The sequence below is a fragment of the Bartonella sp. AC535YNZD genome (genome assembly GCF_042196625.1).
Taxonomy (GTDB): Bacteria; Pseudomonadota; Alphaproteobacteria; order Rhizobiales; family Rhizobiaceae; genus Bartonella.
On sequence record NZ_JBHIQP010000031.1, the window covers coordinates 1 to 5,600 of the forward strand.

Sequence of the window (5,600 nt, forward strand, 5' to 3'; positions counted from 1 at the left end):
TTTGTAGTCTTCATATTTGCTCGTAGGCAATCCTTTTGTAGTTTTATTGAGTATGTTGTAAATGTTTGATGCGGTGATTTTCCCTAGACTTGCTTGAAAATCATTCTGCTATTCGTTGCTCCATCTCACACCGCCGTTTGTTGCTCTTGTGATGGGAGCAATTGTAGAGCTTTTTCTTTTTAAATATTTTTTCTTCTTTCCAAATGCCCAAAACCAATTCTGCTTTTTCACAAGACATATCTGTTAGTTTTTCTGCTTCTGCAAAATAGAGAAGACTACTTTCATTTGTCCCTGTTTCTTTAATTAATTCTTCGATTTGCTTTATCTGTTTAGAGGAAACTTTTTGATTATTTGTATCGCCTTCTTTGGTTTGCGGTTGACCATCTGTATCGTCTTCTTTACTTGCTACATTAAGAAGTATGCCTAACAGGTATCTCTGTGCGTAGGTAAGTGTGGAACCAATTGATTGTATACTATTTTTAGAGCCTGTACTGTCAATTGGAAATGTTCCTTCTGTTGAGATTTGATTTTCTGAAGGATGAGGCAGAATTATTTCTATGGTAACGTTTTTTTCTGTTTAATATAGTTGTATTTTGCAAGCCCATCCTTTAAAGCATCAATGTACTGATCAAGCATAGCGTATTTGCTGTTTGTATGGGTGATTGTAGAGTTTTTTCAATATTTTGATATTTTGTTTGCATAGCCGAAAGGTCACGGACAAAGTTTTGGCGCTCTTGTCGTTCTATTTCTTTTTCTCTTAAATCAAGAATACGCTTTAAGCGGTCAATACTGACGTCACTTTCTAATGCTTTATTTAAAATACATTCCATAGCAGTTTATTCGACGGCTAAATGATGTGTTTCTTCAATTTCTATTAGGTTAGTGTTTTGTTCACTCATTTTGATTTTCTCCATTACGCGCAATTCACGTGTGGCGTGAATCACGCATGTTTTAAAAGTTGGTTGGTTGTTACAATCCTGTTTCTAGAGACTGTGTGATATTGATCACCTCCCCGTCTGAAAAGACGAGGAAATGAAATCTTTTTTAAACTAAGCGGCTTTTACAACAGATCTTTCTAAAACCTGTTTTGCTTCTTTAATGAGGGCTTTATATTTTCTGTTCTCTTCATCTACTCTGAAAGTATCAATAAGACGCATATGAATTGGATCTAAAAGATACAAAACTTTTTCACCAGCGTTCATACCTTCCCAATAGCTTGGCAAATCAAAGCGTGTATCACAAGAATAATCAACAGATTGGTTTCTTAGTTTTTTCTCACATTCAATAAAGTAACGACGTGCCTGTCGTCCTTTCTTATTACGTTCAACCATGGAAAGCTCTTTCGCCATATCTAAGGTGAGATGATATTCTACTGCTATAGCATTGTTCGCTTCCATTTTTTTGTGGAAGCGAATAAAATCTTCGCCTTTCAAGAAAAGAATAAGCAATGATGCGTTTTTTTATCCAAGTAGAGAAATCTTCTTTGCTTTCCAAAAATGCATGCAACTCACGCGCATTAACGGTTTGAACTGTTTCCTAATCAATTGTTTGTTCTGTAATTTTTATAAGAGTGTTCATAATGAACTCCTATGCAGTTAGATGTTTTTCATTGACATCCAATAAAGGATGCCGGGTGCTGAAAAACACGGTGCATAGTCCGTCGTTACGCTTTCCCCATAAAGAGTATTGTATAGCGTAACTACACCCGACAAAGTCATTATATGCGTGTAACATACAACGCGTCAAAGCCTTTAATGTGTGGAAAATAAACTGTTTCGGTAATTCATCCGCTATGCATTTAAGGTGTTTTTCAAGCACCTGATTTGAGCATATATATACTATAGTATATTGTCAATTAAAAAGTTTGAAAATTGACGCAAATAAATCATATTGATTTTATCAGTAAATTCGTATGTCTTTTTCATTATTGCATTCCTTAATTAATACATGCTTTGTCTTTTAAGCTCTTGGATTTTGTCTTGATACGGTAGCAAATTTCCACCTACTGCTCGTCTGTAAACCCAACCTTTTTGCTGTAAGAAGAGAATGAACTGTTTTGGTTGCATCTTGAGTATTTTAGCGGCTTTTGTAAGACCAAAGAGTCCATCATGGCGCTGTAAGCTTTCAAAAGCCATTGCCTTTGGTTTAAGGGTATTCACTTCACTTTTTAAAGTCTCTAATTGTGTGACGCTTTCTAAAAGCAGTTTCTTAATAAAGAGAGGGTCTTCTAATGCGTTTGCAAGGTCTAAAGGTTTCTTTGCACGCCGTTCACATTCAATAAAATATTGACGGGCTTGTTTACCTTTTTCATTACGCTCTACCATGGAAAGTTCTTTTGCCATTTCCAAAGTGAGATGGTAATTAATTTTGATAACAGCTCTAGATTTTGCGCTCGCCAAATTTGGTGACCGCAAATCTTGTGTTTTTATAAAATCTTGTCCTTCTATAAAATTGTATCTGGTAATACGGTCCTTAATCCAATTGGAAAAGTCACGTTTTGCCTCTAAGAATCCATGCAGATCACGTGCATTTACTGTCTGAACAATTTCCTTATCAATGGCTTGTTCTTTAATCTCTATGAGAGTATTCATGATGAACTCCTAAAGTTTTACATCATCACTGTCTTAATTAACAAAAACATAAGGTTTGATATAATATTCTGTCATAGTTTCTATGGCGCTCTGCTTTAGCGATTTTCTTTGCTGCGTGAATTTTGAAGTAATGATTATCGGTTTTATCTATTTCTATTTCAGATTTTGGACAAATCTTCTGTCTGTTCCATTCTTGTTTTGTAAAAACAAAATCCACGCCTTCTTTTAGATCAAACTTTTCAACACAATCGTTAAACCAAGTGGAAAAATCTTGTTTCAAATGTAAGTGCCTATGCATTACATGGGCATTAACCATTTGGACATAACCGATTTTGTCTTCTACCTCGTTTTCAGGTATGAGATATCATTCACTATGAATATTATTATCATGTGTGGTCATGAGTTTACTCTAATTAATTATTGATGAATTAAAGGGGGCGCTTTTAAATACGCCCTCAGAATTTAAAGCACATCACAAGGACGCAAACGGTGTTGTTGTTCGTAAGTACCGTAAATCTCATCATTATATTTTTCATCTGCTATCTCGTCTAAAAGTTCATTGTAAGTATCACTTTCACGTACAAAGTAATGAGCCTCACTATCCTCATGGAGATTGTTCAATATTTTCTTCTACATATGCGTCTGCAATCTCTTCAGAGATATATTCGCAACTCTTCTCAGAAGGATTTATACGAAAGATTTGGATTGCATCATCTGCCTCATCAACAATGCTTAGAATTTAGCTTGCATCAAGTGTTCCAGACTCTGCAATGTTTTGATTATCATCGTAGGAAACTAATAAAATTTCATTGGAATTAATAAGAATTGGCTTATCCATAATTTTTCCTCCCTAACGCCTCTTGGCGATTGTTTGTGCGTGGTTTGCATAATTACTTATACGCAAATGTATAAACATAAGCAAGCAAAAAATCGCATATATTTCATTTTTTTTGCATTTTCACTTAAATGCCATCTTCACAAGCAATAGAATCAAAAACTTTATTGGGATTATTTCATAAGTAGACGATAGGATTTGCGCGGTAATATCGCAACTATTTCTCCAACCCATTTTATCTTTGCATTTTTAATAGGTATCGCATTCCATGATTTGAGTACAATGCCCTCTGAAGAGCGAGTAATTTGTTTGATGAAACGCCTATTATCTTCTGTTAGAACGACAACTTCATCACCGTAATAATCGCTCATTGGCTTTGTTTGCAGATGTTTAACTACGATTAAATCACCATCTTTATACACGGGATACATGGAATCTCCACGAACCATGAATCCTATTGTTTCAAAAGGCAAATCAAATGGTATTTCGATTGTTTCAAGCCCATTTTCTGGGATTTGCTCAACATCGGTATCAATCTCTAATCCTGCTCCTATATACCCCATAACAGGAACAACTGTAGTAATTTGATTATAACCTTTTAAGCTTTTATAAAGTTCTAAAATTGCGTCTCTGTGTGAACCTCTGGGATCTGATTCACTTCCTAACCATCTTGACACGGTCGCTTGGGTTACATTTAATCTATCGGCAAGATCTTTTTGATTAAGACCAAACTCAGATTGCAATACTTGCAATGTCGCAATGATATTTTTCGTCATAATTAATTACTTATGATTTTAAAATTAAAAAAATCTATTGTTTTTTTTAATTAACTCTATACAATTGCGTATATGGTTAAAATCAAGGAGCTTAACTCAAATGGAAACAGAGGAAAAATTAAAGATTAAGTCTATCCGAAAGTGTTTATCGCTAATACAAAAGGAATTAGCAGATATTTTAGGTGTTAAGCAAGCTTTTTTTGTCGTTGGGAACAAGGCAAAGGACTATCTTTAAATAGTTATTTAAAGCTGCAAAAGTTGAAGGATAGTTCTAGCTCTAGTTCTGCTTTTATTGCTGCTCATACAGATAAAGATGAACAGCAACAGCACCATTCACACTCTTAAAGAAGAAAGAAAATAAAATGGATTACGGTTTGGCAGCGATGATTGTGTTTTTTATAGTCAATGTAATCATGTTTTTTGCTGGCTTTTACTTTTATAAAATGACGAAAACGCATGAAAAAGACAAAATAATAGCACAATTAAGTATATTAATTAACGAGTTAGAAAAAACAGTATCGAAAAGAAGAATTGTGGGGACCTTTGGAGGCTATGAGCAGTAAAACAGAATAAGTTACTTAGATGTGTTTGCTTCTTCGCCTTTAAAAGCAAAGAAGCATAGAACAGTCAATGATTAATCTCAAAGTGGGATGAAAATTGTTGATAGGGCTTTTGACGGTAAAAACTGGGCCAAAAACGAACTTGAAGTGTTTTATATGGATCATTTGACGAGGTGTGTTCAAGAATAAAAACTGGAACGGTTATCTTATTGGAATTTTCTGTTTCTGTAGGTCGAATTTTTATACTCCAAACGCAAGTAGATCCGCCATGTAAACTAAAGAAATCAATATCGATGGTATCTGTAATGGGAAATGCTATTAAATCGATGTGTTTTTGAGATATATTGGGAGTAGTTTTTAGTGACTTTCGATAACGCGAATTGTAGGCGCTATGGAATGCCTCAACAAATTGAAATGGGCTATTTTCGTCTATTCGTATATGATTCATTTTTATTGGTTATTTTGTAGGGTTTTTGATTTCAAATTCTACAGTAACAATATTGTGTGGTGGTATGACTTCAATCTTAGGTTCCTCAATATTAATCTCCAACTTTGGCTCTAAATTTTGTGATGCCTTTTCTAATATTGCAATTTTCCTTTTGATATTAACCAGTTGGCTTTCCAAATTTTTTAGCTTTTCTTGCATATTTCTCCCCTGCGGTTTCGAAAAAAATGATGATCAGATACGATTAAAAAATACTCTTAAATTGGAATAGCAAATGATTAACACGATTCTTTTTCTTGATCTAGGGACTAAGACAGGCTGGGCGCTTCGTGATGCAGATGGTTTTATCACAAGTGATACAGAACATTTTCAATCACGCCGTTTTGAAGGCGG

General features: G+C 34.5%; 8 protein-coding genes and 4 pseudogenes. 2 read left to right on the forward strand and 10 right to left on the reverse strand.

Features of this window, described 5'->3' with window-relative positions; genetic code table 11:
• The 8 genes and pseudogenes from ACFIM8_RS08745 to ACFIM8_RS08780 form a co-directional block, all read right to left on the reverse strand.
• A pseudogene (locus ACFIM8_RS08745) lies at positions 1–124 on the reverse strand (exonuclease); the annotation flags it as partial.
• Positions 125–367: 243 nt separating this feature from the next.
• Positions 368–559 (reverse strand): annotated as a pseudogene (locus tag ACFIM8_RS08750) (ERF family protein); the annotation flags it as partial.
• A gap of 49 nt (positions 560–608) precedes the next feature.
• Entirely contained in the window at positions 609–830 is a 222-nt protein-coding gene (locus tag ACFIM8_RS08755; protein ID WP_375607554.1) for a hypothetical protein, read from the reverse strand.
• A 219-nt stretch (positions 831–1,049) separates the two neighbouring features.
• Positions 1,050–1,506, reverse strand: a pseudogene (locus ACFIM8_RS08760) (antA/AntB antirepressor family protein).
• Positions 1,507–1,940: 434 nt separating this feature from the next.
• Positions 1,941–2,591 (reverse strand): antA/AntB antirepressor family protein, encoded by a 651-nt coding sequence (locus ACFIM8_RS08765; RefSeq protein ID WP_375614798.1) that lies wholly within the window; start codon positions 2,589–2,591, stop codon positions 1,941–1,943.
• Positions 2,592–2,628: 37 nt separating this feature from the next.
• Positions 2,629–2,949 carry an antA/AntB antirepressor family protein gene (locus ACFIM8_RS08770; RefSeq protein ID WP_375607560.1) on the reverse strand — a complete coding sequence of 107 codons (321 nt, stop codon included), beginning with the start codon at positions 2,947–2,949 and terminating at the stop codon, positions 2,629–2,631.
• Positions 2,950–3,053: 104 nt separating this feature from the next.
• A pseudogene (locus tag ACFIM8_RS08775) lies at positions 3,054–3,429 on the reverse strand (hypothetical protein).
• A 170-nt stretch (positions 3,430–3,599) separates the two neighbouring features.
• Positions 3,600–4,202, reverse strand: a complete 603-nt coding sequence (locus tag ACFIM8_RS08780) for a S24 family peptidase (protein WP_375614799.1) — start codon at positions 4,200–4,202, stop codon at positions 3,600–3,602.
• A gap of 100 nt (positions 4,203–4,302) precedes the next feature.
• On the opposite strand from ACFIM8_RS08780, the gene ACFIM8_RS08785 reads away from it, so the two are divergent.
• Positions 4,303–4,437, forward strand: coding sequence for a hypothetical protein (locus ACFIM8_RS08785; protein WP_375614800.1), 135 nt, complete (start codon positions 4,303–4,305; stop codon positions 4,435–4,437).
• Positions 4,438–4,576: 139 nt separating this feature from the next.
• Positions 4,577–4,765 (forward strand): hypothetical protein, encoded by a 189-nt coding sequence (locus ACFIM8_RS08790; RefSeq protein ID WP_375610747.1) that lies wholly within the window; start codon positions 4,577–4,579, stop codon positions 4,763–4,765.
• Positions 4,766–4,829: 64 nt separating this feature from the next.
• Here the strand turns inward: ACFIM8_RS08790 and ACFIM8_RS08795 are convergent, their stop codons facing one another.
• Positions 4,830–5,210, reverse strand: coding sequence for a hypothetical protein (locus ACFIM8_RS08795; protein WP_375614801.1), 381 nt, complete (start codon positions 5,208–5,210; stop codon positions 4,830–4,832).
• Between the two features lie 9 nt (positions 5,211–5,219).
• Positions 5,220–5,408, reverse strand: coding sequence for a hypothetical protein (locus ACFIM8_RS08800; protein WP_375614802.1), 189 nt, complete (start codon positions 5,406–5,408; stop codon positions 5,220–5,222).
• Positions 5,409–5,600 lie beyond the last annotated feature (192 nt).